The 20,732-nt window shown below is 43.3% G+C and carries 12 protein-coding genes and 8 pseudogenes; 12 read left to right on the plus strand and 8 right to left on the minus strand.

Going from position 1 to position 20,732, the window contains the following annotated elements; all coding sequences use genetic code 11:
* The first annotated feature begins 51 nt into the window (after positions 1 to 51).
* The 10 genes and pseudogenes from G7Y90_RS12560 (at position 52) to G7Y90_RS12600 (ending at position 12,026) form a co-directional block, all read left to right on the plus strand.
* Positions 52 to 684: a DUF2059 domain-containing protein gene (locus G7Y90_RS12560; RefSeq protein WP_201553853.1), complete on the plus strand. Its 633-nt coding sequence runs from the start codon at positions 52 to 54 to the stop codon at positions 682 to 684.
* Between the two features lie 104 nt (positions 685 to 788).
* A pseudogene (gene prpC, locus G7Y90_RS12565) lies at positions 789 to 1,927 on the plus strand (bifunctional 2-methylcitrate synthase/citrate synthase).
* A 248-nt stretch (positions 1,928 to 2,175) separates the two neighbouring features.
* Positions 2,176 to 3,741, plus strand: a pseudogene (acnA, locus tag G7Y90_RS19210) (aconitate hydratase AcnA); the annotation flags it as partial.
* Between the two features lie 447 nt (positions 3,742 to 4,188).
* Positions 4,189 to 4,806: a hypothetical protein gene (locus tag G7Y90_RS19215; RefSeq protein WP_502937437.1), complete on the plus strand. Its 618-nt coding sequence runs from the start codon at positions 4,189 to 4,191 to the stop codon at positions 4,804 to 4,806.
* Between the two features lie 233 nt (positions 4,807 to 5,039).
* Entirely contained in the window at positions 5,040 to 5,717 is a 678-nt protein-coding gene (locus G7Y90_RS12575; protein WP_201560940.1) for a tetratricopeptide repeat protein, read from the plus strand.
* 13 nt (positions 5,718 to 5,730) lie between these two features.
* Positions 5,731 to 6,974 (plus strand): annotated as a pseudogene (prpF, locus tag G7Y90_RS12580) (2-methylaconitate cis-trans isomerase PrpF).
* A gap of 86 nt (positions 6,975 to 7,060) precedes the next feature.
* Positions 7,061 to 7,771: pseudogene (locus G7Y90_RS12585) on the plus strand (DUF4145 domain-containing protein); the annotation flags it as partial.
* A gap of 22 nt (positions 7,772 to 7,793) precedes the next feature.
* A pseudogene (locus tag G7Y90_RS12590) lies at positions 7,794 to 9,641 on the plus strand (ABC transporter ATP-binding protein).
* A gap of 151 nt (positions 9,642 to 9,792) precedes the next feature.
* Complete coding sequence (locus tag G7Y90_RS12595) at positions 9,793 to 10,275, plus strand: GNAT family N-acetyltransferase (RefSeq protein ID WP_250162527.1); 483 nt, start codon at positions 9,793 to 9,795, stop codon at positions 10,273 to 10,275.
* 206 nt (positions 10,276 to 10,481) lie between these two features.
* The gene (locus tag G7Y90_RS12600; protein WP_201560942.1) at positions 10,482 to 12,026 is read left to right on the plus strand and encodes a bifunctional 2-methylcitrate dehydratase/aconitate hydratase; all 1,545 of its coding nucleotides are present in this window, start codon (positions 10,482 to 10,484) and stop codon (positions 12,024 to 12,026) included.
* Between the two features lie 116 nt (positions 12,027 to 12,142).
* On the opposite strand, the gene G7Y90_RS12605 is transcribed toward G7Y90_RS12600, so the two are convergent.
* Both G7Y90_RS12605 and G7Y90_RS12610 read right to left on the minus strand, forming a co-directional pair.
* Positions 12,143 to 12,403, minus strand: coding sequence for a Rossmann-fold NAD(P)-binding domain-containing protein (locus tag G7Y90_RS12605; RefSeq protein WP_250162528.1), 261 nt, complete (start codon positions 12,401 to 12,403; stop codon positions 12,143 to 12,145).
* Complete coding sequence (locus tag G7Y90_RS12610; protein ID WP_250162529.1) at positions 12,400 to 12,933, minus strand: SDR family NAD(P)-dependent oxidoreductase; 534 nt, start codon at positions 12,931 to 12,933, stop codon at positions 12,400 to 12,402. Before G7Y90_RS12610 ends, G7Y90_RS12605 begins: the two co-directional genes overlap by 4 nt.
* 240 nt (positions 12,934 to 13,173) lie before the next feature.
* Here G7Y90_RS12610 and G7Y90_RS12615 point away from each other — a divergent pair, with 240 nt between their 5' ends.
* Positions 13,174 to 14,538 (plus strand): DUF2868 domain-containing protein, encoded by a 1,365-nt coding sequence (locus G7Y90_RS12615; protein ID WP_201560943.1) that lies wholly within the window; start codon positions 13,174 to 13,176, stop codon positions 14,536 to 14,538.
* Positions 14,539 to 14,668: 130 nt separating this feature from the next.
* Positions 14,669 to 16,293: pseudogene (locus G7Y90_RS12620) on the plus strand (GTPase/DUF3482 domain-containing protein).
* A gap of 42 nt (positions 16,294 to 16,335) precedes the next feature.
* On the opposite strand, the gene G7Y90_RS12625 reads toward G7Y90_RS12620, so the two are convergent.
* The 6 genes and pseudogenes from G7Y90_RS12625 to G7Y90_RS18060 form a co-directional block, all read right to left on the minus strand.
* Complete coding sequence (locus G7Y90_RS12625) at positions 16,336 to 16,506, minus strand: hypothetical protein (protein ID WP_250162530.1); 171 nt, start codon at positions 16,504 to 16,506, stop codon at positions 16,336 to 16,338.
* Positions 16,507 to 17,020: 514 nt separating this feature from the next.
* Positions 17,021 to 17,260, minus strand: a complete 240-nt coding sequence (locus G7Y90_RS12630) for a hypothetical protein (RefSeq protein WP_250162531.1) — start codon at positions 17,258 to 17,260, stop codon at positions 17,021 to 17,023.
* Between the two features lie 110 nt (positions 17,261 to 17,370).
* Positions 17,371 to 17,691, minus strand: coding sequence for an ArsA family ATPase (locus G7Y90_RS18575; RefSeq protein WP_349773350.1), 321 nt, complete (start codon positions 17,689 to 17,691; stop codon positions 17,371 to 17,373).
* Between the two features lie 83 nt (positions 17,692 to 17,774).
* Positions 17,775 to 18,388 (minus strand): annotated as a pseudogene (locus G7Y90_RS18580) (ArsA family ATPase).
* A gap of 33 nt (positions 18,389 to 18,421) precedes the next feature.
* A complete protein-coding gene (locus tag G7Y90_RS12640) occupies positions 18,422 to 18,715 on the minus strand; it encodes a cory-CC-star protein (RefSeq protein ID WP_193007426.1) in 294 nt (97 codons plus the stop codon).
* Between the two features lie 112 nt (positions 18,716 to 18,827).
* Positions 18,828 to 20,505: pseudogene (locus G7Y90_RS18060) on the minus strand (carbon starvation CstA family protein).
* Positions 20,506 to 20,732 lie beyond the last annotated feature (227 nt).

Here is a 20,732-nt window from a genome sequence, read left to right on the forward strand (position 1 = left end):
TTGAGTGTGTTATCTTTTCGAAATCCGTCTTCATTTACTTTTAGGTTATTTATGCCATTTTTTACTGCTAATACTGCTTTTAAAACGTCACTACTGAGCAGCACGCTTGCGGCGCTATTATTCATGACGGGCTGTGATAAAACACCAGAAACCGCCGACGACACCACCAGTGGTGCAAGCACTGCTGAAGTTGATGCTACCGCACCTGCCACTCAAGATGACTTGGTCATGACAACGATTACGCTAGATACTGTCAACAGCCTACTATTTGCACCGGTTATCAATAGTGGTGCGCTCAGTGCAGAGCAAGTCAGCTGTCTCGAATCACGCGACAAAGACTTGGGTAAAGCCGAAGTCGATAGCTTCTATAAGAGTCAGTTTACCGATGCAGAGTTACAAGAGTTGCATAACTTTTATACGTCAGAGGTAGGGAAAAAGCTGATTACGTTTGGTAATGAGCAATTGCGTGTCATGAATGGTGAAGAGATTGCAACGCCAATGGCTGATCCTACTCCAGAAGAGATGACTGAGATTCAGACGTTCATGGAATCACCACTGGGTGTCAAGTACATGAAAATCAATAATGCAGAAGGCGAAGGCAGCGCAATGGAAGTCTTGAATGTTCCTATTGAAGCGGAGTTTGAGCGTTGTAATGTCGATTTAGATGGTCCACAGCCTGCCTAACGCTCAACTGGCGCTATCATCATTCATCAACTGATAAATTTATTATTAGAAACTTAGAAACACCGTTTTTCACCCAAAAAGCTACCCACAAAAGGAATTTCATCATGGCAGCACAGAACCCATCAACAAAAGTATTGTCAGGCGCAGGGCTACGCGGACAAGTCGCTGGCAAAACCGCTCTATCTACCGTCGGCAAGTCAGGCTCTGGTCTGACATATCGCGGTTATGACGTGTCAGAGCTGGCAGACAAATGCATCTTTGAAGAAGTGGCCTACTTGCTTCTTTATGGCAACTTGCCGAACCAAACTGAGCTTGACGCTTATCAGACCAAGCTCAAAAGCTTGCGTGGTCTACCACAGTCATTAAAAGACGTGCTTGAGCGCATTCCTGCCGAGTCTCATCCAATGGATGTTTTACGTACCGGTTGCTCTATGCTGGGTAACTTAGAAACTGAAATGAGTTTTGATGAAGAAAACGACCAAGCAGATCGCATGCTTGCGGTATTCCCTTCTATTATCAACTACTGGTATCGTTTTACCCATGACAACGTGCGTATCGAAACCGAAACTGATGATGCCACCATTGGCGGTCATTTCTTGCATTTGCTAAAGGGTGAGAAACCAAACGAGCTACACGAAAAATGATGAACGTGTCTCTTATCTTGTACGCAGAGCATGAGTTCAACGCCTCGACCTTTACCGCTCGTGTGTGTGCTTCTACGCTATCTGATATCCATTCTTGTATCACTGGCGCGATTGGTTCACTACGCGGTCCTCTGCATGGTGGCGCTAATGAGGCGGCGATGGATATGATTGAAGGCTTTAGCTCACCTGATGAAGCCGAAGAAGAAATGATGGGTATGCTAGCGCGTAAAGACAAAATTATGGGCTTTGGTCATGCCATCTATAGCGAATCAGATCCACGTAACGTCGTTATTAAAGGCTGGGCTGAGAAGCTAGCTGCTGACGTTGGTGATGAAGTGCTATATCCAGTATCAGTACGCTGTGAAGAAGTCATGTGGCGCGAGAAAAAGCTGTTCTGTAATGCTGACTTTTTCCATGCCTCAGCCTATCACTTTATGGGCATTCCAACTAAGTTGTTCACGCCAATCTTTGTTTGCTCGCGTCTAACAGGTTGGGCAGCACACGTATTTGAGCAACGTGCTAATAACCGTATCATTCGCCCAAGTGCGGAATATACCGGTGAAGAGCTGCGTCCAGTACCAGAGATGAGCGCGCGTTAATCCATATATATTTACTATCTCGGATAAGTGCTTATGCGAGATAACCAGTTTAACTGCTAGATATATTCACAATTTAGCAGTTAAACTTTTTCTTAATAACCTCACTTTCTTTTTAGCCATATTTTTTTAGCAAAGCCTTCTTCTAACTTCTAATTCCACTAATGACTTTGCTAAAAGAATGACTATTTTTTAAATTTAAACCAGCCAACTGCCAAAGGTGAATCATGGACAACGCTCTAGTACAACCAATGAATGATCAATTCAAAAAGCCCCTGCCAGATACCGACCTCTATTACTTTGACACCCGCGAGGCTGTCGAAAATATTGAAGCTGGCGCGTATGACAAGCTACCGTTTTGCTCAAAAGTACTATGTGAAAACTTGGTACGTCGTTGCCCACCAGAAGAGCTAACAGCTGCTTTAAAACAACATATTGAGGGCAAACAAGATTTAGATTTTCCTTGGTACCCTGCCCGCGTGGTTTGTCATGACATCTTAGGTCAGACCGCGTTTGTCGATTTGGCAGGTCTACGTGATGCCATCGCTGAGCAAGGTGGCGATCCGTCTAAAGTGAATCCAATCGTGCCAACGCAATTAATTGTTGACCATTCACTAGCCGTTGAACATGCCGGCTTTGAGGAAAACGCTTTTGAGAAAAACCGTGCTATCGAAGAGCGCCGTAACGATGATCGCTTTCACTTTATCAACTGGTGCCAGTATGCCTTTGATAATGTCAACGTACCGCCCGGTAACGGCATCATGCATCAGATCAATCTAGAAAAAATGTCGCCTGTCGTCCAAGTCGTCCAAAACAAAGCCGGTGAACAAGTAGCCTTTGCCGATACTTTAGTCGGTACAGATAGCCATACGCCTATGGTCGATGCGCTTGGCGTTATCTCTATCGGTGTTGGCGGATTGGAAGCTGAGAGCGTTATGCTAGGCAACCCGTCTTATATGCGCCTACCAGATTACGTTGGTGTTAAATTAACTGGCAAGTTGCAAAAAGGCATTACTGGTACGGATCTCGTACTTGCGATGACTGAGTTTTTACGTGATGCAGGCGTTGTCTCTACCTATATTGAATTCTTTGGTGAAGGTGCACGTCAGCTGAGTGTTGGTGACCGTGCTTCTATCTCCAACATGACGCCTGAGTATGGCGCAACTGCTGCCATGTTCTATATCGATGAGCAAACCATCGATTACTTACGCCTAACTGGTCGTAGTGAAGATCAGATTAAACTGGTTGAGCAGTATGCCAAGCAAGTGGGTTTATGGGCTGATGGCATGGAAAAGGCCGAATACGCACGTGTACTTGAATTTGATTTATCTGCGGTCGTGCGCAATCTGGCAGGCCCATCTCGCCCGCATGCACGTGTATCGACAACTGATTTGGTTGCAAAAGGTATCGCTCATGGCGCTGATGAGAAGCTACCAGAACCAAAAGATGGTCTCATGCCAGATGGTGCGGTTATTATTGCAGCCATCACCAGTTGTACCAATACCTCAAACCCACGCAATATGGTAGCAGCCGGCCTCGTTGCCCGTAACGCCAATGCAAAAGGCTTATTACGTAAGCCTTGGGTGAAGTCTTCATTAGCACCTGGCTCAAAACGGTAAAAATGTACTTAGAAGAAGCCAGGCCTGATGCCTGAGCTCCAAGAAATCGGCTTTGACGTGGTTGGCTTTGCTTGTACCACCTGTAACGGCATGAGTGGCGCACTTGATCCTGACATCGAGAAAGAAATCATTGATAATGACTTATTCACTACCGCAGTGTTATCAGGTAACCGTAACTTTGATGGTCGTATCCATCCGTATGCCAAGCAAGCATTTTTAGCATCACCACCATTGGTGATTGCCTATGCTATTGCCGGTAATATCCGTTTTGATATCGAAAAAGACTCGTTAGGAAAAGACCAAGACGGCAATGACGTTTATCTAAAAGATATCTGGTTTGATGATGACGAAGTTGATGCTATTGTCGCGGCAGCAGTGAAGCCTGAGCAATTTAACGCCGTTTATATCCCGATGTTTGATGAAGCCAAAAAAGACACCGGAAAAGCATTAAGCCCACTCTATGACTGGCGCGAGCAGACCACTTATATCCGCCGTCCGCCGTATTGGGAAGGCAAAATGGCGGCGATGAATAAGCTAAAAGGCATGCGTCCGTTAGCGGTATTGGGTGATAACATCACCACTGACCATTTATCACCGTCTAATGCGATTTTGGGCGATTCGGCGGCTGGCGAGTATCTTGATACCATGGGTCTGCCAGCAGAAGACTATAACTCTTACGCAACCCATCGTGGCGACCACTTAACGGCGCAGCGCGCGACCTTTGCCAACCCTAAGCTATTGAACGAGATGGTACGTGACGAGCAAGGTGAAGTCATCCAAGGCTCGCTGGCTCGCGTTGAACCCGAAGGTCAAGTCATGCGTATGTGGGAAGCGATTGAAACCTATATGAACCGCGAGCAGCCACTCATCATCATCGCAGGTGATGGCTATGGTCAAGGCTCAAGCCGCGACTGGGCTGCTAAAGGGGTTCGTCTAGCTGGCGTTGAAGTCGTGGTCGCTGAAGATTTTGAGCGTATTCATCGTCAAAACTTGGTCGGTATGGGAGCGCTACCTTTACAGTTTAAAGAAGGTGTCAATCGTAATACGCTTAATGTCGATGGTACTGAAATATTCGATATCGAAGGCGAAGTGTCTGCTGGCGGTGAGATGACATTGGTCATTAACCGCACAGATGGCACTGTCGATAAAGCCTCAGTGAAATGTCGTTTAGATACTGCTGATGAAGTTAAAATGTATAACGCTGGCGGTATGCTCCAGCGCTTTGCTAAAGAGTTTATCGATGGCACGTTAGATATCGTTTAATAGAAACGAATAAACAACAGCGATAGCTGCCGTACACGTGACAAAAGCCAATGTTATTTATATGGCATTGGCTTTTTTAGTAGTCTCACAATAGATTCTGATACTCTTTAGTCTTATTAGGCTTCTATCCATTAAATACATTACTTATAGTATTTATTTAAATGAATTTTCTTAAAAAATAAACATTTGTTTTTCTATTTAGTATAATTGTCATTTTTATCATAAGAAGTGGCATGAAAAACATCAATAGAACTTTTATTATTTTGATTTCTGTATTGAATCTTAGTGGTTGTAGTAGTCTCACTGATTTATCAATGGTAGACGTCTCTATTTCCATTGTCATTATTGCTATTATTATTGGTTGTTGGGTTTCTAATGTACGTACGGGCCGCGATATACAAGAATCCGTTGATAGTATTATACAAATTCGACGGGAACAACTTGAAGTGGCTAAGTCCGATTTGAGACCTGGCATTGATGAAGGCGACCCAGTTTCGCAGTATCTCTTGGCGCTTAAATTTCATACTGGTGATGGTGTCGGTCAAGACTTAGTAGCAGCGTGTTACTGGTACAGTTTGTCCGCTGAAAGTGGATTTATTCATGCCGTGACAACTTTAGCCCTTATGTATATAAAAGGATGGGGTACCAAGCAAGATTTAACTAAAGCTGCTAAGCTTTTGTCTATTGCCTCAAAAGAAGGCGATCTGCAGGCACAGAACTTTTTAGCAGCAGCCTATTTAAACGGATGGGGTGTTCGAAAAAATGAAGAAAAAGCACGTTATTGGCTGCAACAAGCAGCTGCACAAAGCTCTGAAGAAACCAGTAAGTCTTTAAATATGTTGTCGCCGCAATCTATTGAGTCATTAACAATGGTCATTCAAAACGGTGATGAATATATCGTACTAAAATAATAGGAATAAAAAAATGACCCGACCAAACCCTGCTTTTGCTCCACAAATCTCTGTCCCAGCCACTTATATGCGTGGCGGTACCTCAAAAGGTACATTCTTTAAACTATCTGATTTACCACAGCGTTGCCAAGTCGCTGGCAAGTCGCGTGATAATTTCCTATTGCGGGTTATCGGTAGCCCTGATCCTTATGGTAAGCAAATCGACGGCTTAGCAATGGCAGCTCTAGCACCTCAAAAACAGTCATCTTATCTAAGTCTTCTAGATCAGACCACGATGTGAACTACTTGTTTGGACAGGTCAATATCGCCAAACCAATTATTGATTGGGCGGGAAATTGTGGTAATTTAACCGCTGCGGTAGGTGCTTGTGCCATCAATATGGGCTTAGTCGATACTGATAAGATCGCAAATAGTGCGAATACTGGCATTTGCGAAGTACGTATTTGGCAAGAAAATATCGGTAAAACCATTATCGCCTACGTGCCTGTATACAAAGATGAAAATGGTAACGTACAAGTACAAGAAACTGGCGATTTTGAATTAGACGGTGTGACCTTCCCTGCTGCTGAAGTCAAAATCGAATTTATTGATCCCGTTGATTCATCAAGCGATATGTTCCCCACTGGCAACTTGGTCGATGACTTTGATGTATCTGGCTGTGGCTTGGCTAGCGATAGTGTTAAAGCAACTTTTATTAGTGCTGGTATCCCAACCATCTTTATGAAAGCAGAAGATTTGGGCTTTACCGGTACTGAGCTACAAGGCGACATCAATAGTAATAGCGAGCTACTTGCCAAGCTTGAGAAAATCCGTGCCAAAGGCGGCGTTGCGATGGGGCTGTTTAAAGACGTCAGTGAAGCGCAAACCAGTCAACATATTCCTAAAATCGCTTGGGTTGGCACAGCACAGAGCTATACCGCCTCTAGTGGTAAATCTGTTAATGCTGATGAGATTAATTTAGTCGTACGCGCCATGAGTATGGGGCAACTGCATCACGCCATGATGGGCACAGCAGCGGTTGCAATAGCAGCGGCAGCAACGACACAGGGTACATTGGTCAATGAAGCGGCAGGTGGCGGTCAATCTAAAAATCAACTTAGTGAAGTGCGCTTTGGTCATCCATCAGGAACGTTATTAGTAGGCGGAAAAACTGAGCAAGTCGATGGACGCTGGCAGGCTAAAAAAGTATCAATGAGCCGCTCGGCAAGACGTATCATGGTTGGTGAAGTCTTTGTACCAGCAGATGCTTTTAACTAATAATTAAGGTATCAAGGAATGAATAGAGATCTATATAAGCGGCGATTTACCGTAGATGACCCACCTGATTATATTGCCCTAAGTGTAATATTGGACTTTTACGAATTAAAGAAAATAGCTTTGAAGAATTTGAAGAACTTGATGCAAAAGAAATGCAGAATAAACATGAGCTTGATCAAGACTTGATTGATTATATTTTTCACTGCATTTTTGAATGTAATAACCATAAATGTGCTAGTAAAGTTGTATGTACAGGACGCGGAAACGTGGATTTTGATATAGACGTCGATGAGTTTGGTAGTCAATCACAATATTGGTATAGCGACTATCGACCATTATTTTTCCATCCAAATCTCAAGTTAATCACTATCCCAGAAGATACACCTGCTGATATCGAAAAACTACTCAATCAGTCATTCGAACTATTCTTTACCTCTCCTTCTGCAGCAGCCAACTTAATAAGAATATCTATCGAAGAAGTTCTTACCGATCAAGGTGTAGACCTGTATTCTAAAAAAGATGACAGTAAAAAAATGTCTCTACATAGTAGGATTAAAGAACATCTACCAGATAAATATCAAACTATAAAAGAGCATCTTGAAGCTGTGAAATGGTTAGGTAACGCTGGCAGTCATTCAGATAATGAATTAAGTTTGAACGATACTATGGATGCTTATGAACTGGTTGAGTACATTCTCTTGCAAGTGTATGCGCCTCCTACTGATAATTTAAATACATTGGCACAAGATATCAATCAATCTAGAGGCCCAATAAAAAACAGACGTCTTAGTAATTAATGTAACTTTGTAATAAGGTATTATGCCAACTATTCCTACACTCAACAAACCTCCGCTAGAGAAGAAGCCGCCACTCAAAAAAACGGAGCGGCGCGCTTTGTTATGGGATATCCTCAAAAAGCTTGCCGTTTTTGCCGCGCCATATAAAGTAATTATTGCCACTTTGATATTGACCGTGCTGGGTTCGTTTACCGCTCAGGTCAATGCCTTTGTGCTGCGCTATGCCGTTGATACTTTGACCGAAATTTCCACGCTTGCCGAGCCATGGCAGGCAGGCTTGCGTATGCTCGGCATCATTAGTGCGGTACTCTTAACCAAAGAGATCTTGTCGATATTCATCTCGTTTGGGCAACGCTTCTTTGGCGAAAAGATTCGTATCAATCTATCACGTGATTTATCACAAAAAATCATTGAGCGCATCCTCACCTATCGGATGGCATTTTATACCAGTAGCGAAAACGACAGCGGCAAGTTGCAAACGCGTATCGACTATGGTGTCAGTAGCTTAACCAGTTTAGTGCAAAACTTCTTTATCGATATGTTACCGCTATTTGCCAGCGCGATCGTCTCACTCATCATTATGTTTTCGACCAATTTTTGGATAGGCTTGGTCGGTCTTATTATCATCCCGATATATTTCTTCATCAGTCAAAAACAAGCGCGGCGTCTACAAGGATTCCGTCGGCAGATGCGTGGCTATCGAGAAGCCAAAAGTGGCTTGGTTATCTCCTTGATCAACTCCATCAGCGTGGTGAAATCCTTTGTTCGTGAGTCGATAGAAGCAGAAAAACATTTAACCATTCAAAAGACATGACTGACAATCAGCTGCGTATTCGCAGTATTGGTTTTATTTATGATGCGATAAAAACTTTTATTGAGCAAATTGGCGTGGTGGTAATCATTCTGCTGACATCCTACTTGTTTTAAAAGGCGAGATGACCATCGGTATGATTTTATTCCATGTCATGCTATTTCAAAACGTCGCCGCCCCTATCCGCCAATTGCATCGTATTTATGATCAGATTAATAACGCCCTGACTTACGCTGAAGGCTTCTTTGATATATTAGAAGATGAAAGCCAAGTTGAAGATATCACGGGCAGAAGTAGTAAAAATTTAAAAGGTCATATTGAGCTGAAAAACGTCGATTTCACATATCCTAATGGCACGCAAGCGCTAAAAGATGTCAGCTTTACTATCAAGCCCAATCGTATTACTGCGCTGGTGGGTTTAAGCGGTGCTGGCAAGAGTACGATTATTAGCTTATTAGTAAAGTTTTATGCGCCAGATAGCGGCACTATATGGCTAGACGGACATAATTTAGCCGACTGCGATACTCATGAATTGCGTCAAAATATCGGTTTAGTACTACAAAGCAATCATATATTTTCGGGGACGATTAGCGAAAATATCCGCTATGGCGATATGAATGCGACTGATGAAGATATTATCATTGCAGCAAAAAAAGCCTCCATTCATGAGCAATTATTTATTTAGCAGAAGGCTATGAGAGTACAGCAAAGTCATTGTCTGGTGGTCAACAGCAACGTATCGCGCTGGCACGGATGTTTTTAAAAGATCCACCCATTGTGTTTTTGGATGAGCCAACCGCTAGCCTCGATGCCATCGCCAGCCAACAAGTGAAGAAGAGCCTAGATCTCATCAAAAAAGATCGTACCGTGATTATGGTCTCGCATAATATTGCCCAAATTATCGATGCGGATGACTTGGTCGTGATAGAAGATGGTCGCGTGGTTGAAACCGGTACGCATGAAGCGCTATACGAGAAACACGGCAAGTATTTTGAGATATTCAATGCCATGTCGGATAGCTTAAATTTGGATAAAATCAGCCAGACTCTAAATGGTTAGGAATGGTTAATGTGTGCCTAAATCGTTATAATGCCAATCTTTTACCGCCTATTTCCAGAAGCTAGCCCACTATGACTTGTGAATTTTCTATCAAAACCTTTGATGAGCTGACCTCAGTTGATCTCTATCATATTTAAAAGCCCGATCACAAGTGTTTGTGGTTGAGCAAAACTGCGCCTATCAAGATATGGATGAGGTGGACTTTGATTGCCTCCATCTTATCGCGCATCAAAACGAGGCGTTGGTAGGCTACTGCCGTATCATTCCGCCTGAATTTAATAAATTAAAATCCAATCTATCGGTCGCTGACCCTACGATTAAGACCAATCATACTGCTATGCCTGCCATCGGTAGAGTGCTGGTATTATCAGAGCACAGAGGTGACGGTATAGCACGGCAGATGATGATTCATGCCATTGCGCACTGCCGTAAAAAATATGGTAAAAAGCGCCCGATTATACTCTCTGCACAAGCCTACTTACTCAGCTTCTATGAGTCCTTGGGGTTTGTCCCTGAAGGCGATCATTATCTCGAAGACAACATAGAGCATGTGAAAATGGTTCTATACGTTGCCAAGAAAAACAAAGTACAAAAGAGCGTACTGAGTCTGCCTCCACAACGAACAAAGTCTTAAGTTTTTTGCTGTTTATCATGGCGGCTTTATTTGTGTTAGGTCTGCTATATTTGATGATTTAAGCGCGCCGCAAGGTTTTAATTTTTAACATAATTCAGTTTGGTTGTTTCATATTGAGTATGCTACTTTTAAATGATGGCTAATTTAAAAAGGTGACCGAGATAATAGGTCAAGGAAGTAGCATACTCAAGGAAGAGGAGACAACCATGTCAAATGATAATTCAGATACAACACATTCAAATAAAAATGATGCAACGGTAGAAAGCAATGTCCGTCCAGAATATGACATTGAGATTCGAAAGATTGCTGATTATGTGCTTAATTATTCGATAGATAACGACTCCCCCAATAGCGCAGATGCTTGGAATACTGCGCGTCATTGCTTGATGGATACGCTTGGTTGTGGTCTACTTGCGCTACGTTTCCCTGAATGTACTAAGCATCTGGGTCCTGATTGTGCCGATCAGCTCACACCTAATGGCGCGCGCGTTCCGGGTACAACCCACAGCCTAGATCCTATCAAAGCCGCCTTTGATATCGGCTGTATGGTGCGCTGGCTCGATTATAATGACACGTGGCTGGCTGCTGAATGGGGACACCCTTCGGACAATTTAGGCGGTATCCTAGCAGTCGCCGATTATATCAGCCAACAAAATGTTAGTCGCAATCATCAGCCATTAACCATGCGTGAGGTGCTTGAGGCTATGATTATGGCGCATGAGATTCAGGGGGTAATTGCACTCGAAAACTCATTCAACCGTGTGGGTCTTGACCATGTGTTTTTAGTTAAATTGGCCTCTACCGCTGTGGTCGCCAAGCTATATAAATTGCCACGTGAGCGTATCATGGCTGCCATCTCGCAGGCGATCGTCGATGGTCAGGCACTGCGCACCTATCGTCATGCACCCAATGCCGGTAGCCGTAAATCTTGGGCGGCAGGCGACGCTACCAGTCGCGCAGTACGCTTGGTTGATATTACCCGTCGCGGTGAAATGGGTATCCCTGGGGCACTCTCTGCACCGCAGTGGGGGTTTTATGATGTATTGTTTAGCCATACCAATAAAGACTTAGCCCTTAAACCTGCAAACGAGCGCCGTTTTACTTTCCAGCGTGAGTTTGGCAGTTACGTGATGGAAAATATCTTATTTAAGTTAAGCTTTCCTGCCGAGTTTCATGCGCAGACTGCTTGTGAGGCAGCGGTGATTTTACATCCACGCATTGATGACAGAATCGACGATATTGAAAAAATTGTCCTGACCACTCATGAATCCGCGATTAGAATCATCTCTAAAGAAGGCACATTGGCCAACCCTGCGGATCGCGATCATTGTTTGCAATATATGGTCGCGGTGCCTCTGCTAACTGGCGATTTAATGGCAGAAAATTATGAAGACGATTATCATGCACAGCACCATCTTTTAATTGATGGTCTACGCCGCAAAATGATCGTAGAAGAAGATGCGGGTTATTCAAAAGATTACCATGACCCAAGCAAGCGCTCGATTGCCAATGCCATTCAGATATTTTTTAAAGATGGTAGCAGTACCGACAAGGTTGTTGTCGAATACCCTATCGGACATAAGCGCCGCCGCAAAGAAGGTATTCCTGTATTAGAAGCCAAGTTTCGTGCCAGTTTAGCAACGCGTTTTATCGACAGTCGCTGTCAGGATATTTTTGCGCTTTGTAGCGATCAAACCTGCTTAGAGCACACTCCTGTACATGAGTTTATGAACTTGTTTATGGCAAATTAAGCATTTGCCTATTTGAAAATTACCTTTATCTTATCAATAACATAGCGCGTGTTATTGTCTTTATATAATGACAACGACACGCCTTTTTTTATCCATTAATAGCTAGTTTCTAAAAACTACCAAGGTATGGATTCCCCTGCCCAGTCAACAAAACTGCCTGATTGCAACGCCGTCATACGGTTAAGCACTTCTAATAAGCATTCTGCGCTGTAGGCTGGCGAGAACAACTGACCTTCAGCCACATTACCTTGAAAAGGGGCGGATAGTTGCGTATTTACCGTTCCTGGTTGCATGACAACCACGCACACGTCTTTAAGCGAGCGACTCCATTCAATACTCAGGTTTTTCATGCCCATATTGAGTGCCGCTTTACTCATACGATAGCTATACCATCCCCCAGCTGATTGTCACTGATACTGCCAACGCGCGCGGATATCGTCGCAAAGATTGCGGGCTTGTCATTACTACGCGCAGATTTGGCTAATAGTGGTCTAAAATGCTTGGCAATGAGTAAGCTGGCTAAGGCATTCACTTGCATGTTTTGTAAAAAGAAATCAGTCTCAACTTGACGCAGCGCTTTTTCTGGCTGCTGCGTCGCCGTATGTAATAACCCTGCACAATTGATAATCCAATCAATATGAGTGGTTTGCTGCTGAATAACCTCGGCTGCTTGTTGGATACTCTGTTCGTCGCAGAGGTTCATGGATATCCAATGCAGATTGTCAGCCTCAAAATCAGGTATGTTTCGATGATAAGTGGCAAATATATGGATATCTTGTTTTCCACCATTATCGGTATTCGCATTCTCATCCTTATTGCCACTGGCAGTGCCATCTACTAATTGCTCAATCATCGCTCTACCAATGCCGCCTGTACCACCAACGATTAGATACGTTCTGTTATTCATGATGATTCCTTTTCTGGATTTTCTTTAACAGCGTTTTTTCACCCTCTGTTTTTTTACACTATTGTCATTATCATTTCGTTCATTATTCATTTTGGCTGATTTTTATTGTCTTTACCATGATAAAAATGCTTAATAAATGTTCATTTTTTAACATTTGGCGAAGGCGTGTCCTCATATATACGCTACAATAATCAAGAATTGTCTCCTACATAAACGCCTTTATATGGATGTTATCGCATTATGCTATCACCCCAAGATCAATTGACTGAGTTGGTACGCACGCTTGAGACGCAGCAACATGTCTTTGCCACTGACCCGCTACTTATCACGGAAAAACTACAAGGTGAGGATGGCAAACCCATTCAAAAATTGCACCGCCGAGCCTCACGTATCGATAGTAACGGTGCGCTGGCACGAGTATTGGGCAAAATTGACGGGCGTATCAAAGGCATCATGGTAGTCATGAGCGTGGTGTGGTGTCTCTCGGGATTTTTGGGCTTATTCACCTTACTACAGACCAATGTGGTGAATTTCTTTTATGTATTGGTTTGCTTGCTGGGTTTTCATACTATTATGCTGTTAGGCTGGCTGGTGATGACCCTGATTAATCAAGGCAAGCAGTCTTCGAATTGGTTTGCCAATTTTGTCAGTCCCAGTTATCTGATACGTGGTAAAGACGATGTTACCAAGGCGGCTGTCGACTTGTACGAGCGCCAATTACAGCATAGCGGGATGCGCTGGTATTTGGGGCGATTTAGTCATCAGTTATGGCTGGCAACGTTGACGGGCATGCTGCTAGCGATTATTTTCCTGTTGATTGTGCGTCAGTATAGCTTTAGCTGGGAGTCGACTTTACTATCCGATCAAGCGCTAATTACCTTGACACAGGTACTCGGCTGGTTACCAAGTATGGTGGGATTCGATGTGCCAGACAGCACCGCTATCGTACAGAGTCGCTTGGTGACTGATGCGATGCCATTGACTGTTGCGCGGCAATGGGCAGGCTTATTGGTTGGTAGTTTGCTGATGTACGGTATTGTGCCAAGAGCGATTGCTTGGGCGTTTTGCGCATTGATGTTCCGTCGTAAAAAGATGCGTTTGGACATCAAGCAGCCTTATTATCAAAAGATTTTAAACTTTTGGCAACGTCAGGTGGTAGATGCTGATGACTTTAATGAAGTGCCTGCGCCTATTGCGCCAAAAGCAGCGGTCAGTGCTGGCAAGAAGCTGGTTGCTTTGCTTGAGTATCCAGCAGAGCAGGATAACTGGTGGCTTGCAGGTCTGGATGCCAATATTAATAATAGCGAGATAGAGAATTTCGGTATCGTTGATGATCGTGACGATATGGCACGTTTGAAGACGTATTTAGACAGTCACCCAGTGCAGGTCTTACTTGGTATTCATCATAAAGCCTTACCTGACCGTGGCACATTGCGTAAACTTGATCAAATCGCCCGCCATGCAAAAGATGGGCTCATTGTGCAGCTGCTGAGTGATTCAAGCGCTTTAGAGTTAACCAATCAGGTTGCAGACTATCAAGATGTTCGTTATCAGCAGTGGCAAACCGCACTCTCTGCCCGCAACATTGGTCTAGTGAATACTTGATTGACTAGCCAAACTGGGATTATCAGTTACTTAAGACAGATGGTCAGTAGTAATACCGAAATAGCACACAATTTGTTCTACAATAAAAGCCAATGTATGTTTTGATCATTAATAAATATAAGACGATATTATGAATAATGATAATAAAAAAGATAATTATGAACACAATAAGCCTGCTGGTCTCTTTGCAGATAAGGCTTATGAGGCAACCCCTAATAACGCAAACAGCACTTTAAAATCAGCTGTAACTGAGTCAGTGGAAACTCAAGACAATCAATCTTTATCAACAACGACAAGTATGACAAGGAAAACCATCGCCAGTGGTGAACCGCTAAAATTGGCCGTCGTTGGTCATACCAATACGGGCAAGACATCCATACTGCGTACACTATTGCGTGACGTCTATTTTGGTGAAGTCAAAAACGAAGCCGCAACTACCCGTCATGTAGAGCAAGCCAAATTAACAGACAACCAAACGGGCGAAGTGTTGGTGGTATTGTATGACACACCGGGTTTAGAAGATGCGTCAGGATTGATGGATTGGTTAGAGGACAATACCGCCAGTCGGCGTGATGGCATTGAGCGTTTGCAACAGTTTTTGGCAGCAGACATTGCCCAAGGTGGTGATGCGCTAAATATAAATAGCAATGAGGACTATAGCCAAGAGGCCAAAGTGATTCGGCAGCTGCTGGCAAGTGATATGGTCATTTATGTCGTCGATGCACGTGAGCCGGTACTCGGTAAATATAAAGACGAGTTAGCTATTTTATCTTGGGCAGCGATTCCTGTGATGCCAGTATTTAATTTCACTGACGCTCAGGATGCCAATATAGATGAGTGGCAGACCATGCTGGCAAGACGTAATTTACATATCTCAACGCGCTTTGATTCTGTTGCCTTTGAATTTAACGATGAAATGCGTCTATGGCAAAATTTAGCCACCATGCTCACCCACTCAGAGATGCTTGAGCAATTAATGGCGCGCCGCACTGAAGACTGGGCACAGCTAAATGACGAGGCCAACATTATCATTGCTGATTTTTAATCAATGTTGCTGCTTTTGTTCGTGAGATTAGTGAAGATGATGACCCAATGCCAGTATTACAGCAAATGCAAGAAGCGGTCAGACAGAGCGAACGGGCGATGCAGAACAACTTGCTCAATTTATATAAATTTTATGACAATGACGTAGCTGCAACGCCGCTTGAGCTAAAAGCCTATCAACAAGATCCGTTTGACCCTGAACTGCTAAAAAGCTATGGCATACGCACCACTTCTGGAGCAGCAGCTGGTGCACTATTAGGCTTAGGGATTGATGCGGCCGCTCTTGGTACAACCTTGGGGTTGGGTGCTGCCATTGGTGGTATCGCAGGTGGGCTGTTATCTAATACCAGTAGTATTGCCGATAGAATCACTGGGGTAAAACGTTTGTATATCGACCCTGCTACCCTAACCTTGCTGGCCACTCGAGCCATAGATTTATTGACAGCATTGCGCCATCGTGGTCATGCTGCAACTGATGCCACGCAATTGCTGTATAAAGGTGAGAAATCCAGTATTGAACAGTCGTTAGATGACGAAAGCGCCACTGTCACACCATGGCCGACACATAAATTGCCCAGTGAGCTAAAAAAAGCTCGTGGTAAACCGCAATGGTCATCGTTCAGTAGTGGTAAGTCTGAACAAGCGCAGCTATTACGCGCAGATATGGCATGGTCGCTTTCAGGTAAGTTGCAGTCACGTAATCGTGAGTAGCCTTGCTTGTTATACATTCAATCAGGGATTGTTTTGATATTATTAGTCCTTGTGATTGTCGCTTGCTTCAGGCTCTACTCTAAACGTAAGCATGAATTGATTAGCTTCAACCATATAAGCTTTATCGCCCTTAATCTCAACTTTTATTTGAGGTTCCTCTGTCTTGGAAAACTCAGTAACTGTATTTCCTATAAGTTCAGCCGCAAATGCCAATGCTTCATCATCTGACAGATCAGGACTTAATATACTAGTTGATGCTCCAGATAAGAACGAAAAGATCAAACCTATACTTGCAGCGTTAGTCGTATTTAAGTCACTGGTATTGATTTGATATTCTAAGCTTTTAAGCTCTCCGTTTTATCTACAGCTCCCACTAATGTTATGTCAGAAGGATAATTTACAACGAAAGTATCAAGATACTCTTGCTTATTCAAATTCAAGCCAACATCACTCCAAACCGTTTTCTTTAGACCTGCTGTTTGGTGAGTTTGTTAAACTTATTACCGTATTCCTCTGGTGTTATTCCAAGCGTAATACCCACTTCCATTATCTTATTTATCTTAGCTTGTTTATCATTAGTAACTTCAACCGACTGTTCTTTTGTAACAACCTCAGTAGAAGATTCAACTTCTGTACTAGGTTTAGGCTTTGTAACGTTCTGCTCGGTCTTCGCTTCTACTGATTTTCTAGTTACTGCTTGATCTTCATTGCCATCAGTTTTTTTGCATCATCTGATGAAACAAAGAACATTGATAAATATCAAGATAGATCCTACTGCTGTGATTTTACCTCTGCTTAAACTGGGGTTTTTATCTATAATCAATCGTTTAACAGGGGGTAATAGTAAAATTCCTCCAATTAGCATTAATAATCCAGCGATTAAACTTCCTTCAAGAAATGCCCCTAATGATCCAAATATAAAAGTGACTCCAAAAAACAACGCCCCAACTAATAATAATTTTTGCAAAATAATCTCCCATCCTAATAAGTAAACAAATAAATCCATACTATAGTTAATTTTTATTGTATTTACTTTAAAGTTTTAAAAGAGAGAGATTACCTATATGGTCATATATCCTATGAATCTAATCCGTTTATTAAAAGAGCGCTTAATGCCTCAATACCACGCACATCGGTTTGCTGTAAATAAATAGAATATAGCGGATACTTGGGAAAGCTTTGCTCAATATCTTGCATTAATTGTTGCTGGCGTTCAGCACGACGCTGCCAAAAATCATCAGACTGAGTTGGTGCTATCAACTGATTAATAACGATGGCGGCTGGCATGAGCTTACTGTCTTCTAACTGAGCTATCGCCCGCTTTGTTTCAGCCAGTGGCAATACGTCAGCCGTCATCACTAATACAATGGCGGTTTGTGTACGGTTATGCAGTAGCAACCCTGCCTGACGAAACAGCTGCTTGCGTTTTTCTAGTACAGATAGCTTGCTCCCAGCGGTCGGTTTTTTTTGTGGTAAATGGATTAGCTAAGTCTTTTGTTATTGTGTTGTTCATGACTGCCTAAATGATTTGCCACTGAGCGAAGTTTTGCCTGCCGCCGCTGCTGCGCTAGCAATCCATCCGTCCATGCCCCCATCATTTCAGGCAGCACTAATAAACGCAGTGTATGTCCCGTCGGTGCGGTATCAAAATAATATGCTCATAGCCGGCATCTGCTGCTGCAACCAAGTGCTGACACATGGATTCGAGCATCGCGGCTTCTTGTGCGCCAGGTGCTGATTTTGATAGCCGTAGATGTTCGCGAATTTTTGGCATCATGTCTGGGTTTGCATAGGAAGTAATGGTGCGTTCAACTTGGGAAAAATGCTCATCGACGATGATATCAGGGTTTAGTTCAATAGCATCTAGACAAGAAGTTACTACTGTTTTTTGGTTTTTGAGCGGGACGTTTAACACATCGCCCAAGCTGTGTGCTGGATCGGTCGAGACAATCAGTGTCTTTTTGCCTTGGTTGGCATAATAGCTGGCAAGTGCGGCGGCAGTGGTGGTTTTACCGACACCGCCCTTGCCACCGATAAATATAATCGGCTGCTTTGCCAGTTGCTCTACCAATGCGGGTAAAGGGTGTAATGCCATACTTGTATCTCATTTTAATGAATTCAAAGGAAACTAGCAGCAACCTACGTGGTCAAAAGGGCATCTATCCATACCCATTCTGGTATGCCATTCATGGAAGTTTTCTAAAAACAAAGGCTGCAACTCTAGCGTATAAAAGCTTGCCGGATTGTCGATACCTAAGCTTTCCGCAAACATGAGTAGCATGAAAAAATCTTCTTCATCACGCGCGGCGCGTGCCATTGTCTGACGATAAGGCGCATGATAAAACTCGTTTAACCCTGCCGCAAATCTTTGCCACCATGGCTCAATATTTTTTATAGGCTTTGTCATATCCGTGTTTTCCATAATCACTCTTCTTTTTCGGATGCTTATTAACTATCATGCCTATATGAGACAAAAAACGCCAGCAATTGCTGCTAGCGTTTTATCTGACATTTCATTAATTATTTAAGAGGGTTTAGAGATTACTTTTGCCTCTGTGTATCGACCATTCTTTACGGAGTACTGATAAACTCTCAAACGTTACTAAGATTGTGGCTATCAAGATAATGATATCCATAATAATAAGTAACCAGTTACCGTCATTGAAAAAGGTTTTTAGCTGAATCAATAACGCAAAAACCGTCATGACCAGTAAGAATGACAATGGCCCCAAGGTATACCACACAGGTCTGCCTTTACGTAACAATATAACGGTAACAATCATCAAGGTTAGTGCAGCCATTAGCTGATTCGTCGTGCCAAATAACGGCCAAATAATCATACCGCCAGCACCATCGATGCCACCAGCACCAAAGGCTAATAATAAACAGCTACCAACGGCAAGCAATGTTGCCACCACACTCTTATTCAGCACGGGCAGTTTATAAATCTCACCAAACTCTTGGAAGATATAGCGTTGCAGACGTACCCCAGTATCCATCGTAGTACCCGCAAACAATGCTGCCATTACCGTCAGCATCGTCTGTGATAAAACCATATCAATACCGACGCCTGCATTCAATATGGTCGCACCGCCATCAATAAAGGCACCAATAGAGCCGTCGCCAAATTTTTGATACACTGCTTGCCAGTCGCCAAGGGTTGCAAAGCCTGCTGTTGCCGCGAGTATCGCACCAAGTGCTAGCATGCCCTCACCCATGGCACCGAAGTAACCAACGAAACGTACATCTTCTTCTTTATCAATCTGCTTAGATGTCGTACCCGTTGCCACCAAACCATGAAAACCTGAGATTGCACCACAAGCAATGGTCACAAACAATAAAGGCACCATAGATGGCGTACCGATTGGCAATGCTGTGTTTATCGCTGGCGCGACAATATTCGGCGTCGCAATAAAGATGGCAGCGTATAACAAAATTAGACCGACAAATAACTGTAAGCCATTGATGTAATCGCGCGGCTGCAAGAGCATCCACACCGGTAATAAAGAAGCGATTGCCGCATAAGCAAACAAGATAATAATCCAAACGGCATTGTCAGGTAAGCCTAAGAATGTCTCAGGCAATACAACAGGGAACATAGGACCAAGGTAGATAAGTCCATATAAAGCCGTGACCCCAATAATTGATACCCAAACCAGATTCATCTTATAGCGATAAATACACTGACCGATGATAAAGGCGACTATCAAAGCCCCCCAAACAGGTAGCACAGCGGACGGGGTTTTTATCATCATATTAGCAATAGCGACACCAAATACCGCATTTACCATGAGTATAATAAGAAGATAACGATCATCATCAAGCTACGTACACGTGTACCCATGACGGTACGGCAATCGAGCCAATCGACTGACCTCGATTACGCATACTAGCCCAAATGGCTGACATATCGTGGACACCTGCCATAAAAATCGTGCCCAATACTACCCAAATGATAGCAGGCACCCAGCCCCAAATAACGGCAATGGCAGGACCAATAATCGGCGCTGCTCCTGCGACTGAAGTAAAATGATGTCCCCATAGCACGTATTTATTGGTGGGAATATAATCCACCCCATCTTTCATAGTATGCGCTGGCGTGGGGATACTGTTATCCAATGCCAAGATTTTAGTAGCGATAAATTTTGAGTAAAACAGATAACCGCAAAGCATCGCGGCAACAGCAAACACTAGCACGATTGCACTATTCATCTTATCTCTCCTTAGACAAGTAATAGGTAGCCTTATAAGTTCAAGCTTTTTAATTTAGAATATAAAAAATATGTTAAATTAGTCGGCGACTAGTGACTTAGCGCACCTGTCCAAAGGCTGTTTATAGAAGTACTGTGGTATCAATCCATTAATAAGGCTTTGCATTCTATCGTTAGCACATGTCACTAGTCAGCATATGGTGAGTCTTTGACTGCAACCCATTTAGA

Source organism: Psychrobacter sp. WY6, assembly GCF_018448495.1.
Taxonomy (GTDB): Bacteria; Pseudomonadota; Gammaproteobacteria; order Pseudomonadales; family Moraxellaceae; genus Psychrobacter.

Bases quoted from the DNA above. Each gene is read 5' to 3' on its own strand.
- G7Y90_RS12640 (WP_193007426.1), bottom strand. From the start codon at position 18,715: ATGGAAAACACGGATATGACAAAGCCTATAAAAAATATTGAGCCATGG.
- G7Y90_RS12615 (WP_201560943.1), top strand. From the start codon at position 13,174: ATGCTATCACCCCAAGATCAATTGACTGAGTTGGTACGCACGCTTGAG.
- G7Y90_RS12560 (WP_201553853.1), top strand. From the start codon at position 52: ATGCCATTTTTTACTGCTAATACTGCTTTTAAAACGTCACTACTGAGC.
- G7Y90_RS12605 (WP_250162528.1), bottom strand. From the start codon at position 12,403: ATGAGTAAAGCGGCACTCAATATGGGCATGAAAAACCTGAGTATTGAA.
- G7Y90_RS12575 (WP_201560940.1), top strand. From the start codon at position 5,040: ATGAAAAACATCAATAGAACTTTTATTATTTTGATTTCTGTATTGAAT.
- G7Y90_RS12600 (WP_201560942.1), top strand. From the start codon at position 10,482: ATGTCAAATGATAATTCAGATACAACACATTCAAATAAAAATGATGCA.
- G7Y90_RS12610 (WP_250162529.1), bottom strand. From the start codon at position 12,933: ATGAATAACAGAACGTATCTAATCGTTGGTGGTACAGGCGGCATTGGT.
- G7Y90_RS19215 (WP_502937437.1), top strand. From the start codon at position 4,189: ATGGGTCTGCCAGCAGAAGACTATAACTCTTACGCAACCCATCGTGGC.